The sequence below is a fragment of the Prauserella cavernicola genome, assembly GCF_016595675.1.
Classification (GTDB): domain Bacteria; phylum Actinomycetota; class Actinomycetes; order Mycobacteriales; family Pseudonocardiaceae; genus Prauserella_A; species Prauserella_A cavernicola.
In genome coordinates, this window is sequence record NZ_JAENJH010000089.1 from 1 (window position 1) to 279 (window position 279).

Annotated in this window: 1 protein-coding gene; it reads right to left on the reverse strand. The window is 68.5% G+C overall.

The window, feature by feature from the left end; genetic code table 11:
• Positions 1-214, reverse strand: a 214-nt coding sequence (locus JHE00_RS34830) for a helix-turn-helix domain-containing protein (RefSeq protein WP_200326462.1), incomplete at its 3' end; no start/stop codon positions are given.
• Positions 215-279 lie beyond the last annotated feature (65 nt).

A 279-nucleotide genomic window follows, 5' to 3' on the forward strand; every position in this document is an offset into this window, starting at 1 on the left:
CGCCCATCCGCGCCGCGTCGTCTTCCGCGAGGGCCAGGAACAGCGATTCCTTGTCGCGGAAGTGGTGGAAGATCGCGCCCCGGGACCGCTGGGTGGCTTCCTCGAGCCGCCGGACCGTGGCACCCTCGTATCCGTGGCGCCCGAAACACGCGCGTGCGCCGTCGAGGATCTGTCGCCTGCGCGCGTCGAGGTGGTCCTGGCTGACCCGGGGCATCCCCCGATCTTGACACCTGGGGGACGGGTTATGCAATCCGTACGTACGTACTGAGAGTCCGGGAA